General features: G+C 39.6%; 15 protein-coding genes. 6 read left to right on the top strand and 9 right to left on the bottom strand.

Annotated features, from left to right (window positions below; genetic code table 11):
• Positions 1–214: 214 nt before the first annotated feature.
• From CA2015_RS22770 to CA2015_RS22750, 5 genes are all read right to left on the bottom strand, one after another.
• A complete protein-coding gene (locus CA2015_RS22770; protein WP_048643982.1) occupies positions 215–2317 on the bottom strand; it encodes a M28 family peptidase in 2103 nt (700 codons plus the stop codon).
• Between the two features lie 11 nt (positions 2318–2328).
• Positions 2329–3489, bottom strand: a complete 1161-nt coding sequence (locus CA2015_RS22765; protein WP_048643981.1) for a C40 family peptidase — start codon at positions 3487–3489, stop codon at positions 2329–2331.
• A 65-nt stretch (positions 3490–3554) separates the two neighbouring features.
• A complete protein-coding gene (locus CA2015_RS22760; RefSeq protein ID WP_084011957.1) occupies positions 3555–4787 on the bottom strand; it encodes an amidohydrolase family protein in 1233 nt (410 codons plus the stop codon).
• A gap of 108 nt (positions 4788–4895) precedes the next feature.
• The gene (locus CA2015_RS22755; RefSeq protein ID WP_048644706.1) at positions 4896–6266 is read right to left on the bottom strand and encodes an amidohydrolase family protein; all 1371 of its coding nucleotides are present in this window, start codon (positions 6264–6266) and stop codon (positions 4896–4898) included.
• Positions 6259–7941, bottom strand: coding sequence for an amidohydrolase family protein (locus tag CA2015_RS22750; RefSeq protein ID WP_157470573.1), 1683 nt, complete (start codon positions 7939–7941; stop codon positions 6259–6261). Before CA2015_RS22750 ends, CA2015_RS22755 begins: the two co-directional genes overlap by 8 nt.
• Positions 7942–8211: 270 nt before the next feature.
• Between CA2015_RS22750 and CA2015_RS22745 the strand changes: the two genes are divergently transcribed.
• The 4 genes from CA2015_RS22745 (at position 8212) to CA2015_RS22730 (ending at position 11911) form a co-directional block, all read left to right on the top strand.
• On the top strand, positions 8212–8757 hold the full coding sequence (locus tag CA2015_RS22745) for a class I SAM-dependent methyltransferase (protein WP_048643979.1): 546 nt from the start codon (positions 8212–8214) through the stop codon (positions 8755–8757).
• Between the two features lie 37 nt (positions 8758–8794).
• The gene (locus tag CA2015_RS22740; protein WP_048643978.1) at positions 8795–9853 is read left to right on the top strand and encodes a PA0069 family radical SAM protein; all 1059 of its coding nucleotides are present in this window, start codon (positions 8795–8797) and stop codon (positions 9851–9853) included.
• A gap of 1 nt (position 9854) precedes the next feature.
• Complete coding sequence (locus CA2015_RS22735; protein WP_048643977.1) at positions 9855–10112, top strand: DUF3253 domain-containing protein; 258 nt, start codon at positions 9855–9857, stop codon at positions 10110–10112.
• A gap of 128 nt (positions 10113–10240) precedes the next feature.
• Complete coding sequence (locus tag CA2015_RS22730) at positions 10241–11911, top strand: DUF6909 family protein (RefSeq protein WP_048643976.1); 1671 nt, start codon at positions 10241–10243, stop codon at positions 11909–11911.
• On the opposite strand, the gene CA2015_RS22725 is transcribed toward CA2015_RS22730, so the two are convergent.
• From CA2015_RS22725 to kefF, 4 genes are all read right to left on the bottom strand, one after another.
• Positions 11908–12615, bottom strand: a complete 708-nt coding sequence (locus CA2015_RS22725) for an SIMPL domain-containing protein (protein WP_048643975.1) — start codon at positions 12613–12615, stop codon at positions 11908–11910. The genes CA2015_RS22730 and CA2015_RS22725 overlap by 4 nt on opposite strands.
• A gap of 125 nt (positions 12616–12740) precedes the next feature.
• Complete coding sequence (locus CA2015_RS22720) at positions 12741–13901, bottom strand: exo-beta-N-acetylmuramidase NamZ family protein (protein ID WP_240477874.1); 1161 nt, start codon at positions 13899–13901, stop codon at positions 12741–12743.
• A 1053-nt stretch (positions 13902–14954) separates the two neighbouring features.
• The gene (locus CA2015_RS22715) at positions 14955–16832 is read right to left on the bottom strand and encodes a monovalent cation:proton antiporter-2 (CPA2) family protein (protein WP_048644705.1); all 1878 of its coding nucleotides are present in this window, start codon (positions 16830–16832) and stop codon (positions 14955–14957) included.
• Positions 16833–16836: 4 nt separating this feature from the next.
• Complete coding sequence (gene kefF / locus CA2015_RS22710) at positions 16837–17421, bottom strand: glutathione-regulated potassium-efflux system oxidoreductase KefF (RefSeq protein ID WP_048643973.1); 585 nt, start codon at positions 17419–17421, stop codon at positions 16837–16839.
• A 766-nt stretch (positions 17422–18187) separates the two neighbouring features.
• On the opposite strand from kefF, the gene CA2015_RS22705 reads away from it, so the two are divergent.
• Positions 18188–18784 (top strand): DUF4255 domain-containing protein, encoded by a 597-nt coding sequence (locus CA2015_RS22705; RefSeq protein WP_048643972.1) that lies wholly within the window; start codon positions 18188–18190, stop codon positions 18782–18784.
• Positions 18785–18786: 2 nt separating this feature from the next.
• Positions 18787–19644 (top strand): hypothetical protein, encoded by an 858-nt coding sequence (locus CA2015_RS22700; RefSeq protein WP_048643971.1) that lies wholly within the window; start codon positions 18787–18789, stop codon positions 19642–19644.
• The last annotated feature ends 3 nt before the right edge of the window (positions 19645–19647 follow it).

Genomic DNA, 19647 nt, shown 5'->3' with positions numbered 1-19647 from the left:
GCACCGCTATGGTGAAATTGAAAACAGCAACGAAGTGGCTGATTTTGAAGCGATTTCAGCACGTAATAGGTTGTATATTTCAGGTTCAACAAAGTGAAAAAGGCTTAAAACAAAATAACCCCGGGTTTTATCCGGGGTTTTGTATTAAATAATTCTATGATTTGAGTATACTAAGCATGCCTTTTTTAAGGTCTTGGAATAAGGCTGTAATTATCTACTGTTCAATTTTTTCACCAATGGCCTTAACTTTTTCATTAAGGTTTAAAATGGCTTTTTCATAAACTGTGTCCCAATGGCTTAATTGGTCTTTTTTTGAATTGGCGATTTGATATTCAATGGCTGGTAAGATCCAAGATGCGTAGCCACTGTATGGGTCATTTGACGCATACAAGGACTGGTACCATGGGCCAAAGGGCATTCCTTCCTTATAAAGAAAACTCTTTTCAAGTTGGATCAAATCAGTGTTGAGCTGCTTTATTTCTTTTGCATTTAATCGACCTTCATTGATTGCTTTGGGAAGTGCTTTACTTAATTCGTTGGTGGTTTTTTCCAATGTATTGATGGCGGATTCGGATTTTTTGAAACCTGAGAATTCTGGATAATAGGTTTTAATTTTGTTAGTAGCAGTTGTGAAATGCATGCTCAGGTCTTGCGCATAGCGCGGCAAGTCGTAAGGGATAAGAGTGGCATTGGCCAGCTTCAAGGACATGATTCCTGCCCATTGTGCTACTGCACCTCCCATTTTTAAGCTTGGGTCAACAAAATTCTCATAGAAAAGGAAATCATCGTAATTGGTATGATAAAGCGTTTTTCCGCCTGTTCCTCCGCTCATGGATGGAACACCCGCATGCATATAAAAAGCGATATGATCTGAACCACCACCAAGATTACCAATAGGTAGGCTTTTACCATCTTTTGACCACATTTCGAAAACAGTCTTGGTAGAATCCGGGTAAATTACTTTTTTTGCCGCATCAGTCATGATCTTCTTTAGACTAGGTGCTGCTGCACCGCCGAAACTTCTGCCTGAAACACCGGCGTCAAAATTCAAATAAGCTACAGCATTTGTTCCCAGTTCTTTTTTCATTTGCTCTACCCATTCAGTAGAACCAATTACTCCGTATTCCTCACCATCCCAATGTGCAATCATGATGGATCTCTTAGGTCTATGGCCTACTTTGACAAGCTTGCCAAGTGCTTCTGACAAGGTCAATAGCATGGCTGTTCCGCTACCTGGATCAGTAGCTCCAAATGCCCATGCATCATAATGGCAACCTAAGATTATCCATTCATCGGGATACAAACTTCCTTTTACGGTACCTACTATATTGTTGATTCGAACAAACTCTTTGGGTTGTGATACGCCGAGTCTGACTTTTAAATCTGGGCCTCCCTCAAATCTATAGGTGTAAGGTAATCCACCTTGCCATGCTCCTGGAACTGGTTTGCCTTTCATCCATGCCATTATTTCTCCTGCAGCACCATAGCCAATAGGAGTTACTGGGATGGTGTGTAAACTTGTTTCGTTTACATTCAACCGTTTGATTTTGGTTTTTCCATCCAATGGAAGAGCTGGTTCAAAAGGGGTTAAAGGGTCCCCTGTAAATGACTCTGTCAATACAGACCCTCTTTGAATAGCACTTTCATTGTAATTATTGCCTTCAGGATAAACCAATCCCTTGCTGTACCCATAATCTCTTGGGTCCGTATAGATCAATACACCTGCAGCACCGTATTGTTCAGCATACTTAGCTTTGAACCCACGAAAATTTTTACCATACCTTGCCAGTACTATTTTCCCTTGGATGTCTATTCCTAGCTCTGCTAGTTTTTCATAATCTTCCTTTGTTCCATAGTTGGCATATACAACCTCAGCAGTTACCTCCCCAGAACCCGAATAGGCATTCCAGCCTTTAGGAAGTTCTGGGTGTGAAGAATAAGGATTTCCAGAAATGATGTCTTCCTTTTGATTTAAAGGTTTTCGCTTAGGCGTAACAATTTCTACTACAGAAGTTCCAGGATCCTTTGGAATATACACATCGTAGGGATATAAGGTGGTCTCTAGATCCGCCCCTTCCATTGTTTTAATCAGGTAGTCCCTTACCTCTTCATTGGCCTTAGAACCCGCTGTATGAGGATGGGCAGTGATGGTGATTAAATGGTCTTTATAGCCAGGGAAATCCACCATGTCTAAAAATAAATCCTCGATGGTATTCTGTTGCTTGGTTTCACTTTCAGAATAGCCATTCATTTGTTTTTGTGCAAACAAGTTTGAAGCTAAGCCTATGGTGAAAAAGAAAAAGAGTAATTTTTTCATGGTAGTTTTACTTATTGTAATACCTGATCTACAGTGAGAATGTGCTCACTTGGTTGGTTTCGAATTCGTTTGGTTCTTAAGTAACGGGCTAATTCAGGGGCGTCAAAATTTTCATCTTCAGGGTTAAAACTACTCACTCTTACTCTTCCTCTTGAGTGAATGAATTGTCCATCCCCAATCCACATGCCTACGTGTACTACACGCTCTTTGCTTGTTTCCGTGGCGGGAACCCCAAAAAACAACAAATCACCTACTTGTAAATTGTCCCAGTTTTTATCATTGTCAATGAGCTCTCCTTCATTGACTTGCTGGGAAGCATCTCTAGGAATGACCATGCCATTAAGAAAATAAATGGTCTTGGTAAACCCACTACAGTCTACTCCTTTTGGTGAAGTTCCTCCCCATAAATAAGGGGCGCCCATCATTTTTTTGGCGGTTTGAATGAGATTGTTGTCGCTTGTACTTCTACTGTTTTTCCAGGTATCATAGGTCACGGCTTGATCTCCTTTTATAATTCCTCTGCGTTGATCTGGAAGGATTACCTGGTAATTTCCATTTTCATAGCCCTGCAATTTCAGTACGTTCCCTGCGGTAATATCACTTACAATTTGGTCGAAACTGTCATTTTCATAAATCGTGCTGATCATTTCAGTGACGACAATTTTTTCTTTTTGAAGCCATTCGTCCATGGTGTTTTGGTCGACCAGGACTATGGCGGCGGCATCTACCCATGATAAGTATGCGTCCGGGGTTTGTACCAAGTACCAACTACCTTCTGCTTTCAAAACATTTAATGGAGTTCCCATCAGGGCTTGTGTAGCCAATTCAGCAGAGTGCTTGGGGGCACTTCTTATATTGGCCACAGAATTGGTCACCAATGCTAAATTCTTACTTCCCAGTGCTGGATCAGGCAGTATTTGGATGGAGTCTGTATATGAAATATTGTTTGAACTAAACCTGTCTGTCAACTCCTTATAAGCTTCAGGTAAATTCGTTTCACCGCTTAGGATACCATTTTCCCATTGGACATCGAATAGGGCAACCCTTTTATCCGGGGCATATTTCTCTTTGACCTCAGTGATGAGGATGGTCATTTCTTCTGATTGGTCTTCATTTTGGCAGGCAAACAAGATTCCCAACAACAATAAATATAAATAGAATGTGTTTTTCATGAAACAAGGCTCACTTTTGATAAATAAGATAGATCAGATCCTGGCGTTCGGAAAAATCCCTGGAACTAGGGCTGCATTTCTCTTTCAAGAAATTCCTGGTATAGCCTGATATGTCTATTGGTCATGGGTATTCTGTACCCATCAATAAACACCTGATGGATTTGAGTTTTTGGTTCAAATGGATCTCCGTCTGAGATAAAGAGGCTAGCTTTCTTGCCTTCTTCCAAAGAGCCCAAACTGTCATCAACTCCAAATATTTCGGCAGGAATGATGGTAATGGCTTTTAATGCCTCGGTGATTCCCATTCCGTAAGCCGCAGCAAAACCAGCATTAAAAGGCAGGTTTCTTACGTTTTCGGCTTCCATTGTCCGCAAAGCTACTTTGACCCCAGCTTTTTGAAGCAAAGCCGGATTATTGTAGGAGGCATCGTAATTGTCCGAGTCTCTGCTAGGCAAGGTCAAGACTGGGCCTGTGATTACGGGAACACCTGCTGCTGCAATTTTATCTGCAACTTTCCATCCTTCAGCCACTCCAGTAAGTACAACATTTACATCTTTTTCTTTGATCCATTCCAATGCTGAAACAATGTCTTTGGCAGCGTTTACTTCTATTAGAAGGGGTAGTTCTTTGTTTAAAACCCTAGAGAGTTGCTCCATTTCGGGGTAGTATTCCAATTCTCCTCCTTTGCTTTTAATAGCAAGGTAGGTAGCGGCTTTTTCCCAAAGTTTGTTTATTTCATCCAGGTTTTTTGTTGCTGTTTTTTGCAAGTCCTCTAAAGATCTAGTGTCGTTACTTCCTGATCTTACTGCAGAAGGGTAATTCATGATTACTCCCTTAAACCCGCCAAACATCTGCCCAGGTGTATAACCATTGAGATTGATTAATGCTGCAGTTCCAGGGAAGTGGCCACCTCTAGGTTGTGTAAGCACTGTGGTAACTCCGCTTACCCTTGTTACAGGTATGGCTACTCCATTAGGATTAACAGCCGTTAAGGCTTGCATTTGAGGGGTTACTTTTCCCAGTTCCATATAATCCTGGGTTTCCTTTAATGAATTTACCTCTACAATCCCTAAGCTTGTTCCACTGTCTATAAATCCAGGATACAATGACTTTCCAGTGCAGTCGATGACGGTGTGGTTTTGCTGAGGAATATTTTTACCTATAGCCTTGATTAAACCATCTTCAATGAGCAAATCATGGTCTTCCAGAATACCTTTGGTGACCGTATAGATTTTAGCATTGGTGAGAAGGAAGTTGGCTTTGTATGGTTTTATTACTTCTCCTTCTATCTGGGCCATAAGGCTTTGACTAAGGAGTAAACAACAACACCAAATTAATAGGTTTAATTTTTTCATTTGAACCCTTCTATAATAAAGGAAATTGACTTGCCTTTTCATTTTCAACTATTAATGGTGGTGGTTTTCAGTAAACAACGCTTGAGCGTCTTGCATGCAGTTATGTGTTCCGCTGCTTATACGATATGGGTCAAGAGATCTTTTAAGGTTGATTTTTAACCTTTGGTCAGCTTGATCTGTATTCCTATCAAAATACTTAATTCCATCTACCCAGGTCATCTGCGGGATGGCGTAAATAGAAAGCGGATGCTTGTCAAATAAAACCAGGTCAGCCTGTTTGCCTACCTCTATAGAGCCTACGTATTTATCAATGCCCAATTGTTTGGCGGGGTTGATAGTTATCAAAGACAATGCTTCTTCATCGGTAAGCCCTCCATACCGCTGTGTTTTAGCTGCTTCATGGTAAAGGTGCCGGATGAGTTCATCTGAGTCTGAATTAATTGAGGTCACTACGCCATTTTTGGTTAGGATTGCTGCATTGTAGGCAGTGGAATAGTAAACCTCAAACTTATAAGCCCACCAATCAGAAAATACCGAAGCTCCCATGGTGTATTTTGCCAGTTCAGGGGCTACTTTAAACCCTTCATTGACATGTGAAAACACGATTTTGTCAATACCGTATTCTTGGCATACTTGGATCAGCATGTAGATTTCATCTGCCCGGTAAGAATGACAATGAATGATTATTTTGCCATCCAATATATCCACGAGTGTTTGCAGTCTGGTATTGTATTTTGGCGGGGCAGTAGTAATTTCTTTTTTCTGCTTTTCCTTGTTCCATTTTTCCCAGGCGGATTTGTATTGTAGAGCTTCTTCAAAACCATTTCTTATGACTGCCTCTACACCCATTCTGGATCGGGGTTGAAGGTTTTTCCCTATGCCATGTACCCGTGTTGGATTTTCTCCCAAGGCAAATTTAATTGTTCTTGGAGCTTCTTGCATTATTAGCCTATCTGGATCATGGGTTCCATAGCGATGTTTTAAGGTCACGTTTTGTCCACCAATTACGTTTGCAGATCCATGCATGGCATGAGAGATGGTGGTGCCTCCTGCCAAAGCCCTATAGATTGAAATATCATATGGGTCGATAACATCGCTCATTTGAACTTCCGCAGTGATCGGACTGCTGGCTTCATTGATGATTTCAAGGGCAAGGTGGGAATGCGCATCAATGATCCCAGGCATTAAAAATTGTCCTGAAGCATCCACTGTCTTGGTGTTTTTTGATGCTTTTAGATTGGTTCCGATTTCTGCGATGATGCCATTTTTAACCAAAACATCTGTGTTATCCAATGTACCGTTGGTTATAGTAATAACCTGGGCATTTTTTATCAATACATCTCCTGATTGATTCTCCTGCGCAGAGACTTGCACGCTCAACCAAATTAATAAACCAGCCAGTAACTGTCTTTTCTTATTCATGGTTGTTATTCGGTTTTTCTTTTTTAGTAGCCTGTACGGTAAATTGGTTATAACCTGAAATGTCCATACTGCCTTCAAACTTGTTTTCATTAATAGTGCCTGTTACCGTTACATCTAAAACAGCCTCTTCGGTTTCAACCTTAAAGGAAAAAGACAAAGAATCGTCTTTAAGCTCCAGGTTTTCCATTTTAGTCTTTTTGATTCCAGTTCCTTTAGGACTGTCATAGGAGACAGTGCCATTCCATTGCTCGTTTTTCTTAAAAAATTCCCAGCTGCCTTTCGATTGGCCTACAGGGGTTTCCGCGGCATAGGTCCAAACCTGATTTCCGGGTTTTTCCGGGCTGTTTTCTTCAGTGTAATCAAACAAGTAACCATCACTAACAACCATTGATACTTTTCCATCTTTAGAAAAGAGACTGTCTGTCATAATTACCATATTGGCCATTTTTCCCGGCGCAATGCTACCGCTAATGGATTCGATACCAAGAAGTTTTGCAGGATTGCTGGTCAAGGCTGCAAGGGCAACATCTTTGGAAAGCCCATTGCTTACCATAAGTTTTAGGTTACTGAAAAAATCCTTTTTATCTAAATCCAAGCTGGTAAATGCAAATGGGATTCCCTCTTTTTCGTACTTCGAAGCTAAACGCAAGGATTCAAGATAGGCTTCTTGGCCTTTTTTAAGCCTTTCCTCGTAATCCTTTCCTTGTTCCTCACCTTCCAGGCCTTCTAAGAAATTGTCATCAGTTAGTGCAAGTTTTAGTATTACCCCAACTTGTTTGGATTTAAGGATGGGGATAAGTTCTGGTCCCTCATTTACTCCAAGTAAAATAAGTTTAAAGTTATTATCTTCTTGCATTTTCAGGGCCCTTCGAACATCCAATTCATTTCTACCGGCTACCAAGAGCGTTTTCTGATTCTGAGTTACAGGAATCAATGCCTCTAATACCGGATCTGTTGTGACCCTCTTCACTAATTTATTTTTCTCATATATAGCAGTATGTTCCTGATAAAGAACTGCGTTTTGGAAAAGATCTCTCCACTTCGCCATTACAGCTAACTTGGTATGTGGGTAAACACCGCCTACAGTATTGAATTGAAAATACAGAGATTTATCTTCTTTAAGCAGGTTATTATTTTTCTCATGCCCATAAATGACTATAGTAGTCGTTCCAGGTAACATTCCATTTCCTACTGGTATTTTTTGAGCAATGGTGAAACCGAGTTTTCTCATTTCATTTTCATCACTTTCGGAAAACTTATAATGGTCTGCTGAGGAAAACTGAGGGTGGATTCCCGCCAATTCCGGGATTGGGTTAGAGGTGTCAAAATCACTGGGCCTATCAGGAAGCTCTGGTGGCTGAACGCCTAATTGGTTTCCCAAATCAATAAATCCGGGATAAACGAAAAGGGATTCCCCTTTTATTTCTTTTGAATCTTTGGGTACCGTTAGGTTTTTTCCTATTTGAGTGATGATACCATCTTTGAAGACAATATCATAATTGCGGTGAATTTTACCGGCTGTAGGAATCACTGTGGCGTTCGAAATGAAATAACTGGAGGTAACCCTCCTGTCTCCATTTCTGTCGCTTTGAGCTCGTGCAGGGCCTAGAATTAAAAGCATGCAAGCAAAAAAGACAGCAAAATTAGATAAAATGAGTTGTTTTTTCGACTTCATTTTTAGTGTTTTGTGCGTAACTAAAAGCTAAAATTAAGGTTTAATACTCAATATTTGAATAGTTATTTGTTAAATGTTGGTATTTGTCCCGAGAATGGTTCTTGGCAAGTTTACTTCGTTTTATCAAAATGAATTTTTCTTTTTTTGAAATAAAATGAATTTTATGAAGTTGATTTTAGTAACTTTGAAATTTGTGATGGTATTTAAATATTTATAAAATTCAATTGCAGAAGGTTTTAAAGCTCAACCCTGGTTTAATTCAATTAACTAATGAATAAAAGTTCGCTTTTTAAAGAATTGTTTGTCAATATTAAAACTACTGGCGCTGTAACATTTAGTTCAAAGTCTTTGGTAAATAAGATGCTGTCCTTTGCTAATTTCAAAGGTGCGAAGGTCATTGTGGAGCTTGGAGGAGGAGACGGAAGCATTACCAAAGGTATTATCGAACGGATGGATAAAGATGCGGTGCTTTATGTTTTTGAGATTAGTGAGCATTTTTGCGAAAATCTGAAAAAGCAATATGGTTCAGACAATGTTGTCATAATTTGTGACTCAGCAGAAAATATGGATCAGCACCTTGGAGGTAATCCGGTAGATTTAATTTTATCCTCTCTACCTTTTAGCCTTATTGCAAAAGAATCAAGAACTGCCATTTACGAGAAAAGCAGCTTGATGCTCAAACCTAGTGGTTTCTTTATTCAGATTTGCTACTCTTATTTATTGCGCTTTCAGTTTGCAATGCATTTTAGTACCATAAAGACGGCATTTACGCTGAAGAATTTCCCTCCAGCTTTTATCATGGTTTGTAATACCTGATAAGGTTTTTTACTGCTATTTTTATACATTGCTCCCTATGAAAGCTGCGGATTTTAAGGGAAGAGGTACGGGACATCAGCCGGGTAATAAGTATGAAAAAGCCAGTCTGGTACAGGAGCACATTGAAGGAATTGATCTTCCTGAATATGAGGAAAATCCTCCCACCAAATTTATAAATGTCAACACAAAATCAGCACTTAGTGTCAATGATAGTCCTGATTTGCCGCTGAATTACTCTGTAAATCCCTACCAGGGATGCGAGCACGGCTGTATCTATTGTTACGCTAGAAACTCACATCAAAATTGGGGTTATGATTCAGGATTAGGTTTTGAAACCAATATTCTGGTAAAAACTGACCTTCCTACCCAGCTGAAAAAACAATTCGAAAAAAAGAATTATCAGCCACAGACCATCATGCTTTCAGGGAATACAGATTGCTACCAACCTGCGGAAAGCAAGTATAAACTCACACGGAAAATCCTTGAAACATGTCTTGAATACAGGCATCCTGTAAGTGTGATTACTAAAAACAGCCTTATAGAACGAGACACAGATATTTTAAAAGCACTGTCTGAAAGAAATCTGGTGCATGTCTATTTTTCCATCAATCACCTGGACAATAAACTGAAGTTACTTCTTGAGCCTAGAACAGCCGTAGCGCAAAAGAAAATTGAATTGATTCGTAAATTTTCTGAGCTTGGAATACCTTCTGGCATTATGGTTGCGCCGATTATTCCTGGCATTAATACTGAAGCTATTCCGCAAATTATCCAATTAGCGGCCGAAGCCGGTGCTAGGAAAGTGGGGTATACCGTAGTCAGGTTGAATGGTCAGGTGAAAGAATTATTTAGAAACTGGATGGAAGAGCATTTTCCTGATAGAACTGATAAAGTAATGCATCAAATAGAAGCATTGCATGGTGGCAAAGCCAATGATACAGAATGGGGTAGAAGGATTAAAGGTGAAGGAGTGTTAGCAAAATCGATTTCGGATTTGGTGCAGCTTTCTATTAGGAAATACCTCCCTAAGGAGTCAAAAATGCCTTCCCTCGACTTCAGTCAATTTAAAGGCAATGGACAATTGAAATTTTTTTAAAATGAACTATCTCGATAAGGGTATCTTAGTATTGGCAACAATGGAAATGGCCAAACGAAAAAAAGAAATGTCTTTCTGTCCCACGGAAGTTGTTAAATGGATTTTTCCCAGTAATTGGGAAAGTTTTATGGATGATGAAAATAGGGCGGTTGCTTGGTTGCATGAAAAGGGGCTTATTACTTTAGAGAATGAAGGGATAACGCCTCACTTAGGGAATACCGACGGAGTAATAAAAATTAAGTTGGGTAAAATTTCCTAATGAAGTTTTCTAAACTTCTCGGCCCAGATTTATATTGTATAAAATTGTGTTTTTGTTAAATCAACTTTTATTTTTCTCTAAGCAGAATAAAATTTTGTAATTTTACCTAATTTTTAAACCTCAACAATATGAAAAGAACTAAAGCACAAGAATCCAGGGCAGCCATTGAACGCTTGTACATTACCATGCGTCATCTTTTTATGCGAGGAAATTATAAGCCCACGGGGGTTTCTGGAGAATCTTTGGTTGAAGCTTTACTTACTTTAAGCCCGGAGATCTACGGTTTGGTAAATGATTCAGAAAAACTTGAGTTGGAAGGATTGTTATATGTTATGGAGCGACTTCCCCAAGGCATAGAAGAATGCAGGTACATACGCCTGATCAGTAGGGAAGGCTATGAAGACTCTGGATTTCCTCCCTTAATTCCCTCAAAAAGAAAAAGAAACTGCTATCGTGTAGATGAGGAACAGATGTACGTTGAGATGACTCGAGGGAAGAGTGATATTTATGATATACTTACTCACCTTACTTTCTTATACATAGAGTCAGAGAAAATCCGTAAGAACAGCACAGATCCCAAAGGAAGGATCAATCTCAACTGGAAAAAATTGAAAGAGGTTGTGGAGAAGGAGATCAGAGGAGAGGAGTACAATAAGGAAGCTGCTTGTTCCTACCTTAGCCACCTGACCGGAAGAACCTTTGAGGAAACCAAGAATGCGGTTCAGAAATTTGAGAATTCTATAAATAGCAACAGCCTGTTTTCTATTATTTACCATATGGGAAGGTTGTCAATGGAAGAAATGCTGGAAGAAAGAGACAGAGAGATATCTTTTTCGGCAACGCTGAGGGAAAGAGTAGGACATCACGTATATGGTGAATCTTGGGCCAATACGATCAAAGCTGTACTGGATGAGCAAGATTTGTTGGCAAGGCCCATACATGTGATTAGTGCTAACCTTCACAGTGTGATCAATACCATATACGGGTACCAGGCCTTAGATTTGGCGGATTATGATTCCATTGAGGATATGGCCATGGAAATCAGTGTAAATGGCAAAGGAAGTAAAGGAAAGGAGATTTTAGCCTATGCTTTGAAGCATGGATTGACGCAAGTGCCAGACTCTTCAGGAACCAATATTGGTGTTCAGATAATTGATACAGACAAGATGGTTTCCGACCTTTTGATTCCTGGAGTAAAACTGCCTGAAGGTAAAAAGAAACGGCCAGTATTGGTAGTGATGGATTATGCTTTTGGTGAGCAGGCTTATGAATGTTTGGATGAATTGTTAAAACCATATGAGCTTGGAGATAAACAAATTCCATTGAACATTACCACCATTTCTATTATGGGGAAAGCGGGGATTTTGGAAGGGAAGAAAGGGGACATTATGATCCCAAATGCCCATGTATTTGAAGGAACTGCAGACAATTATCCTTTCAAAAACGAATTGAATGCCACTGATTTTGAAGGATACGGATTAGGAGTATATGACGGGCCAATGATTACTGTTTTAGGTACATCTCTTCAAAATAAGGAGGTATTGGGTTATTTTATGGAATCTTCATGGAAAGCCGCAGGACTGGAAATGGAAGGCGCGCATTACCAGAAAGCCATTCAATCTGCAAGTAAAATTAGAAACAGCATACGCAAAAACGTTAAAGTAATGTATGCTTATTATGCTTCTGACAATCCTTTGGAAACGGGCAGTACCCTAGCCTCCGGAGCACTTGGAACGGATGGGGTGAGGCCTGCCTATTTGATTACTTATAAAATATTAGAGAAAATAGGGGAGGCTTAGTCCTCCAATTGAAAGTCAATGGTGGTGACCACCCTAACGGTTTTGATTTGGGGTGTGTTTTCATCCCTGTCGTTAATCGTGAATAAGCCTTGCCTTGCCGTTCTGATTTCTCCAACATTAGAATCCGAATCGCGGGCAAATTTTTCTGCTACTTCGCGTGCATTTTTTGTTGCTTCTTCAATCATGGAGGGTTTTAGCTCATTCAAGCCTGTGAATATATATTCAATGGGTCTCCAAGTGTTTTTCGATTCTAATAAGATGCCCTTTGACATGAGTGTGAGTGATTCTGAAAGTGCTTTCTGAAGTTTACCAAGGTCCTTGGTCCTAACGGTGAATTCAGACTTGGCTAAGTATCGAAACTCACTGTACTGAGCATTGGTATTGTAGCGATCTGCCCGAACATCACTGATATTGGTACTTCCTTTGGTCAATTCATCTTCACTGAAGCCTTGGCCAATAAAAAAGTTGTAGACCTCTTTATTTTGTCTTTCTATATCACCACTCAGTACATTCAGGTCATTGGCTGTTAGTGAAATATTAATGGGCCAAACCGCAAGGTCCGCATCTACCTCTCGTTCGGACAAGCCTTTTACTTGCACTGTTCGGTCGTATTGCTTGCCAATTTTGTGCATGTTACCTATGAAAAATCCTGCAACGATTACTGCCGCACTAAAAACCAGGGTTTTCAACCAATCAAATTTCATATTCCTTACGTTTTTAACCATTTCTTATTCCCACAAATGCCGAAACTTGTCCAGCTGTGTTTTTATTTCAAATCGTACTTCAATTTCAATGCCACCTTGATAAAATCAGTAATAGTTATTTCCCATCAAGGGTAAAGCAAGTATTTTTTTCTCATCAATTTATAATTACTCAAGCCCGGTTCCCAGCTTGCTCGAATTTCACTTTCTGGCACACCGTCGATGATTTGCTGCCGGAACAATCCAGAACCTATCTGTATTTCGATATTGTTCATTTGTTTGCTTAGACTTCCATCAAAAAAAATTTCTTTCTCCGGGCTATTTTTGTAAAGCTCCATGATCCACTTTAAATTTATTTGTCTGGATTTTCTCAGTAAATCCGTATCGTAATTCCTCAGGTCAAGGCCATAACATACCTGATCCATAAATAAAGGGCTGGTAGACATTCCTTTTATGCTTTTTGGGGTGTATGAAAAGGAGTAAATACCTTTATAAGCAGGACTTCCAAAGACAATGAATGGGAAATAGGTGCCCCGGCCATGATTGACATAGGTGCCTTCAAACATGCAGGTAGAAGGGTATAGAAGAACGGCCTGTTGGGTGTTTAAATTGGGAGAAGGAGAGACGGGCAGGGTATAAGGCATGTCATGCGTGTAATTGGCTACCGGGATAATTTTCAATTTGCACTGCACCTTGTCTTCCAGCCATCCCTCACCATTGGCCATCATAGCAAATTCTGCAACTGTCAATCCATGAGACATAGGAATCGGGAATTGGCCTATTCCTGATTTGTATTTCATGTCCAAAACTGGGCCATCGATAAGGTAGCCATTGGGATTTGGTCTGTCCAAAATTAGCAATTCCAGGTTATTCTCATGACAGGCTTCCATAAGGCGTACCAACGCATTGATATTGGTATAGAAGCGGCAGCCAACATCCTGTAAATCATAAATCAAAAGATCCACGTTTTCCAAATCTTCTTTGGAAGGTTTTCTTTTGGCTCCGTAAAGTGAAACAATGGGAATACCTGTTTTACTGTCTATTTCATCCTTCACATGCACGCCTGCCCCCACATTGCCACGAAAGCCATGTTCCGGACCAAACACCTTGACAATCTCCACCCCTAGAGATTGAAGGCTGTCTACCAGGTGCTTTTCTCCGATTATGCTAGTAGGGTTAGCCATAATGGCTATTCTTTTACCTTTCAAATAGGGAAGGTATTCCTCTGTTCGATCAGCACCAGTGATGATTTGATTGTTATTACTTAAACTTTGAGCTTGCGCAGCCATTAATGGTATAGAAAGCATGCATATGCAAAAACAAAAGTATTTTATAAAGGAGGCCATAAGTATAATATTTGCATGAATATAATAAGTAAAACACAAAATAAATACTCTAACCCCCTTAGGTATTTAGCGCCTTAGCGAGAAAAACAAATCTACAAACGGTTTCACGCAGAGCCGCAAAGTCGCAAAGGATAATATTTTGTCTTTAGTTCAAGACAAATAGCTAAAATCCTTAACTAACTGGTTAAAGGCATAGGTATTCAAAAAAAAGCAACCAACCCCCCTTTGCGTCTTAGCGCCTTAGCGAGAAATCAATCCTACAAACCGTTGCACGCAGAGCCGCAAAGGATTTTTTTTCCTCCAAGTAAAGAGCATCTATAATAACAATTTAAAGGTATAGGCATTCCAAATAAGTAACCAACCTCCTTTGCGTCCTAGCGCCTTAGCGAGAAATCAAATCTACAAACGGTTTCACGCAGAGCCGCAAAGTCGCAAAGGATAATATTTTGTCTTTAGTTCAAGACAAATAGCTAAAATCCTTAACTAACTGGTTAAAGGCATAGGTATTCAAAAAAAAGCAACCAACCCCCCTTTGCGTCTTAGCGCCTTAGCGAGAAATCAATCCTACAAACCGTTGCACGCAGAGCCGCGGAGTCGCAAAGGATTTTTTTTCCTCCAAGTAAAATGAGCATCTATAATAACAATTTAAAGGTATAGGTATTCAAAAAAAAGCAATCAACCCCCTTTGCGTCTTAGCGCCTTAGCGAGAAATCAATCCTACAAACCGTTGCACGCAGAGCCGCGGAGTCGCAAAGAATTTTTTTTTCCTCCAAGTAAAATGAGCATCTACAATAACAATTCAAAGGTATAGGCATTCCAAATAAGTAACCAACCCCCTTTGCGTCTTAGCGTCTTAGCGAGAAATCAATTCTACAAACCGTTGCAGATTCAGAGTGCTTTTTTAAAAAGTTGAAAAATTTCTTCATTTTAGGTTTAGGTTACGCTTCGCTAAACATAAACCAGCCCATACCGGTTGCTGAGCTTGTCGAAGCCACGCTATTCCTTGTTCTTTTCCTCTCCATCTTTAATTGTTTCTGAGTCCCAGGCGTGGTCGTTGAGGCTGAAGCGTCGGTTTAGTTCAAAGGAAAGTAGGTTTTCCTGCATTTCTATGGCTTTTTTTACTGTTTTGATATAGGCTTTTTTGTCGTCTTTTACCTTCGCCAATTCCGTTAATCCTTCTTCATCGTATTTGATAAAATTCTGTGCCAGTCGGTGTACAGTATGTGCCCTAAAGCCTAGTTTGATCAATACATCTTTGCCCATTCTCACCGCACTGTCCAGGTTTTGCCTGTAAATATGGGGCACTTTCATTTCCATAAACTCGAAGGCATCCATTCTGTTTTGTGCCCTTACCATAAGTTCCAGGTGTGGGAAGTGCTTCTGAACCATGCTTATCAACCGGTAATTGGTGTCTGGGTCCCTAATTGCTGAAATCAAAATGCTAGCTTCCCTGGCTCCAGCCATCTCCAGCAGATCTGCTCTGGTTACATCTCCATAATATACCTCAAAGCCCATTTCCCGCAGCAGTTCCACCCGATCCGAGTCGCTATCCAATATGGTGGCTTTGATACCATTGGCCCTCAAAAATCTACCCACGGTACTGCCATAATGAGAAAATCCTGCAAGAATCACCTTATTGCTTTCTTCCATCTCATCATGGGGCTTCTCTTCTTTGTTTTTAGTGCCTATATTAGCTAGTAGCAGCCTTTCATTGAAAAGCATAAGCAATGGGGTGAAAGTCATGCTTAAAGCCGTCACAGCCATGAGTATTTCTGTTGTTTTTTCATTCAGTATATGTAGTTCTGTAGCAAATGAAAAAGTAACAAAGGCAAATTCACCTACCTGACTTAGGCCCAGGGCAAAAATGAGGTTTTGATCAAGGCTGATTTTATTCACTTTACCTATGCCAAAAAGGACAAGGCTTTTTATTAACAACACGGATAGGGTGATGGCAAATACCATCAATGCATTCTCACTGATTAGGCCAAAATTAATAGAAGCGCCCACCGCAATAAAAAACAATCCCAATAGTAAGCCTTTAAAGGGTTCTAGATCACTTTCCAGTTCGTGCTTGAACTGAGAGTTGGCCAATATCACACCGCCCAGGAAGGTACCTAAAGCCGGACTTAAACCCACCATTTCCATTAAAAAGGCTATTCCTAGTACAACCAATAGTGCACCCCCAACAAAGAGCTCTCTCAACCTGGTTTTTGCTACCAGTCTGAGCATGGGTACCATTACGTACCTTCCCAATATCACCACCAGGATCACTGCCCCAAAAACCAGTAATGTTTGTAACCAGCCAGGGAATTGGGCTATGGGACTCATATGGCCAACATCAGCTTCAGAAGTGGCAGCAAGGGCTATCAGTGGCAAAATGGCCAAAATGGGTATGACGGCAATGTCTTGCATCAGTAACACAGCAAATGAATTTCTTCCTGCTGCCGTATTCATTTGATTTTTTTCTTTGAGCGATTGTAAGGTGATGGCTGTAGAGGAAAGGGCAAGAGAAGTACTTATGGCCAAAGATTGGCGCCAGCCTATACCCGTTAAATAGAGTATTCCGAAGAAGATCAAGGTGGTTACCAATACCTGAGAAAGGCCAACCTTAGTGATCATCTGTCGCATTTTCCAAAGTTTGGAAGGTTCCAATTCCAGACCGATAAGGAAGAGCATCATGACTACTCCAAATTCTGCAAAATGCATGATGTCCTCACCTTCTTCACCTATAAAACCCATAAGGTAAGGGCCAATTACAATACCTGCCAATAAATAGCCCAATACGGAACCCATTCCAACTTTCTTTGCCAAGGGAACGCAAATAACAGCCGCTGAAAGGTAGATGATTGCCTGAAATAAAAATCCATTTTCCATAGTGCTATTGCTTGAAATCATTTAAAAAAGGAAGCTGTTCCAATTTATAATAATTTGGATTGTCTCGCAGGTGTAAGATAAGTGCTTTAAAGTCATTGATCTCCTGCTGCAACTTCTTTGATGTAATATTATGGGTGCCGGCAATATGGAAAGGGGGTAGGTAGACCATATTACACAACCTTGCTGTTTGTTTAAAGGGCAGTAAGAATTCCTTTATGGGGAAACCATGATGACCTTTTGTACTGTAAGCGTCTATGGAACCACCCGTGCTGATCGCATTGAAAAGGTACTTGCCTTTGAGGTAAATGCCTTTGTGTCCATAGGCCCAGTTGTATTCCAGAACCAGGTCTATCCATTGTTTCATCAAAGGAGGTGCAGAATACCAATATAGGGGGTGCATCAATATCACAATGTCTGCACTGATAAGCATTTCCTGCTCGTGTTGCACATCAATATTAAAATCTGGATAGCGCTCGTAAAGATCTGTAATTTCGATATTTTCCAGACCATTAATGGAAGCCATTAATCTGGCAATCACCTTTGAATGCTCCAATTTAGGGTGGGCCATCAGGACCAGTATATTTTTCATTTCATTATCTATATGCTTGGCAAATAACCATTTTTTTGGCTGTTTAATAAAGAGTATTTTGTGAAAGTTTCCAAATTATTAGTCTGCCTTCCATTTGGGTTCATGCTTATGCGGGTGGTTTTTTGTAAGCATTGTTGCAGAAAAGTGATAACCATACGCCTCAAAATCTCGGTGTAAACATTGTTTATTTCATGAGTTGCCCACTCCTGGCTAGTTTATTTCACGCCATTAGGAGTTGAGCTTTTTCGTATATAAAAATGGGGCAATTATAGGCATGAATTTTTGGGGTTGGGGAATTCACAAATGTTTGTCAGGATTATAGAAAAGGACATTGCAAATGTTTTTCATTACTATTTTTAGTTTAATCCAAAACTTGTCAATTTTATTACGAAGTAGTGGTTTTCCAAGTTATTATGTTTTTATATACTTCCCTATTCAATGGTGAATGCATTGCAATTAATTGGTTTAATCCTATTATATTTGTCTATAATCAAATCAATACTTTTAGTTGTGATTAAACTTATTTTTTAAATCAAATTTTTACATTAAAAGGTTTGGAAATATTATAAATTTCACCCAAATTGAAAAAGAGTTCACAATTTAGGTCTTGAGATAACCAACTGTAATAAGCGAACTTCAAATAGGTTTACTTATCATTTTTCCCGGACCTTGATTACTACTTTTAAGTCAATATTATTTGATTATGATCAGGTGCATATGCTGCTATGCCTATTATTTTGATGTTTAATTTCTGTATAACTGACCTATGATTTTTGAAGTTTTTCAAATATTAAAAGAGCAGATTAACCATTATTTTGAGGAAGTGGGGCTGGAAAACTCCGAATTGGTGATAGATAATATCGCCCTAGCTGAAGGAGCGGCTGAGGCCGCTGATGGGATGAGGGACAAAATGGTGTTGACACTTGTAAACCTTCATGAAGAAGGAACATTAAAGAATTTTTCAAACCATTATGTCAATGACAATAAGGTGCAGTACAGGAATAGGGTAATTAACCTTCACCTTTTTCTCCTTTTTTCTGCAAACAGGAATGTATACAGCAATTCACTAATTGATCTATCAGCCGTAATTAATTTTTTCCAGGGGAAAAAACGTTTTACCCAAGCCAATACTGTTTTCAATAGGGAACTAGAGGCAATGGAGAATGTAGGGAATTTTAATTTCACTGTAGAGTTGTATACCCCCACTTTTGAGGAGATGAATTTTATATGGGGTACACTTGGTGGTAAGCAATTGCCTTCTGTCTTGTATCAACTGAATCTTCTACCTATGGAAAGGGACATGACGCATAGTGAAGGGCCATTGATAGAAAGTGTCCATTCGGATGTTAAACACAAGAACTGACAATGTTATCTACTCAATATAAAAAACTATTCACGCTTAAGGTGCATCACGCATACCACCTTAATAGTGGAGCTATTGAGCATGAAGACTTGGATGAAAAAGCCAGGCAGTTGACTTTAAGAAAATACAATTGGCAGGATTTTCTTCACATAATGCCTACAAAGGCCACCGATAAAATCCTAAAACGATTTCAATTGCTGATTAAATATTCAAAGGAAGGCTTGGTTGTTTTTACTAGAGTATCAGATCAGAATGTTCAGGAAAGTTTTATTCCTTTAGACCAAGATTTGGTATTGGCATTTCTTATAAATTATAAAGACCCGTATTTTGAAAATTACACGGCTATCAATCCACTTTCAGAGGAAAAAATGCTGCTTTCAAACTTTGTTCCAACGCATTTTGAGGGGATAGACTTCGATTTATTACCCTTGGAAAGTGAAGACAGGTTATTTACTGATGATTTTCTTGTGCCAAGTGAAAGCATTGATTCTTACTTTGCAGATCCGCTCAGCCAAAGGGCAGGGGCTCAAGCCAAAGGATTACTACTTATTAGAATGCAGGGAGAAAATGGCAATCTAAACGTTACCAATGTAAATGGTACACTTAAGTTAAATCCCACGGTTTTTAAGCTTCATTTTAATAATAGAAGTACTTTTTGGACCTACCACCAGATTGCGAATAATACAAGTGTAACGACCAACTCTCCCAAACCACTGACCAAAAACGGTTTCGTTCAGATCCTATCGGATTCAGATTTTGATGAGCCCAATGATGATTTGAGTGAATTACAATTTCCCAACCCTAGTGTTGAGCGTATCAAGATAGAGGCAAACAATTATTATTCAGAAATTTATATTTAACAG

Origin of the sequence: Cyclobacterium amurskyense (assembly GCF_001050135.1) — a bacterium.
GTDB classification, from domain to species: Bacteria; Bacteroidota; Bacteroidia; order Cytophagales; family Cyclobacteriaceae; genus Cyclobacterium; species Cyclobacterium amurskyense.
Note: the sequence above shows the minus strand (reverse complement) of the source record. Positions and strands in the feature narration are given on the sequence as shown.

Coding starts and splice junctions, on each gene's coding strand:
- CA2015_RS22740 (WP_048643978.1), top strand. CDS start 8,795: ATGAAAGCTGCGGATTTTAAGGGAAGAGGTACGGGACATCAGCCGGGT.
- CA2015_RS22705 (WP_048643972.1), top strand. CDS start 18,188: ATGATTTTTGAAGTTTTTCAAATATTAAAAGAGCAGATTAACCATTAT.
- CA2015_RS22755 (WP_048644706.1), bottom strand. CDS start 6,266: ATGAATAAGAAAAGACAGTTACTGGCTGGTTTATTAATTTGGTTGAGC.
- CA2015_RS22745 (WP_048643979.1), top strand. CDS start 8,212: ATGAATAAAAGTTCGCTTTTTAAAGAATTGTTTGTCAATATTAAAACT.
- CA2015_RS22750 (WP_157470573.1), bottom strand. CDS start 7,941: ATGAAGTCGAAAAAACAACTCATTTTATCTAATTTTGCTGTCTTTTTT.
- CA2015_RS22720 (WP_240477874.1), bottom strand. CDS start 13,901: ATGGCTGCGCAAGCTCAAAGTTTAAGTAATAACAATCAAATCATCACT.
- CA2015_RS22725 (WP_048643975.1), bottom strand. CDS start 12,615: ATGAAATTTGATTGGTTGAAAACCCTGGTTTTTAGTGCGGCAGTAATC.
- CA2015_RS22700 (WP_048643971.1), top strand. CDS start 18,787: ATGTTATCTACTCAATATAAAAAACTATTCACGCTTAAGGTGCATCAC.
- CA2015_RS22715 (WP_048644705.1), bottom strand. CDS start 16,832: ATGGAAAATGGATTTTTATTTCAGGCAATCATCTACCTTTCAGCGGCT.
- kefF (WP_048643973.1), bottom strand. CDS start 17,421: ATGAAAAATATACTGGTCCTGATGGCCCACCCTAAATTGGAGCATTCA.
- CA2015_RS22735 (WP_048643977.1), top strand. CDS start 9,855: ATGAACTATCTCGATAAGGGTATCTTAGTATTGGCAACAATGGAAATG.
- CA2015_RS22770 (WP_048643982.1), bottom strand. CDS start 2,317: ATGAAAAAATTACTCTTTTTCTTTTTCACCATAGGCTTAGCTTCAAAC.
- CA2015_RS22765 (WP_048643981.1), bottom strand. CDS start 3,489: ATGAAAAACACATTCTATTTATATTTATTGTTGTTGGGAATCTTGTTT.
- CA2015_RS22760 (WP_084011957.1), bottom strand. CDS start 4,787: ATGGCCCAGATAGAAGGAGAAGTAATAAAACCATACAAAGCCAACTTC.
- CA2015_RS22730 (WP_048643976.1), top strand. CDS start 10,241: ATGAAAAGAACTAAAGCACAAGAATCCAGGGCAGCCATTGAACGCTTG.